Consider the following 352-nt stretch of genomic DNA (forward strand, 5'->3'; position numbering starts at 1 on the left):
ATGCACACCCGGCACGGGCACGGGCCACGATTGACGGAGCATCTCGGCAAGAGGCGCCAGCGCGCCGTCCTTTGGATGCACGATCGACAAGCCTACGCGATCGAATGGGTGCTTCTCGATCGAAACGAAATCGAGTCGCGCACAACGCTGCGGATCGTGGCGCCACGCGGCCCACGTGGCAAGGAAATTCAGACCTTGGCCGAAGCCTGTTTCGACAATGGTGAAGGTTCGCTTGCCCTGCCACGCGCTAGGCAAGCCATTGCCGCCCAGGAAAACGTGATGCGCCTGCGCCAGACCGCCTTCGGAGCTGTGATAGACGTCGTCGTATTGCGCGGAGAACGGCGTGCCGTCC

General features: G+C 62.8%; 1 protein-coding gene. It reads right to left on the reverse strand.

Annotation, left to right across the window (positions count from 1 at the left end):
* On the reverse strand, positions 1-352 hold a 352-nt coding region (locus KH400_RS30265), incomplete at both ends, for an MnmC family protein (protein ID WP_217228557.1).

It is taken from the genome of Desertibacillus haloalkaliphilus (genome assembly GCF_019039105.1).
GTDB classification, from domain to species: domain Bacteria; phylum Bacillota; class Bacilli; order Bacillales; family KJ1-10-99; genus Desertibacillus; species Desertibacillus haloalkaliphilus.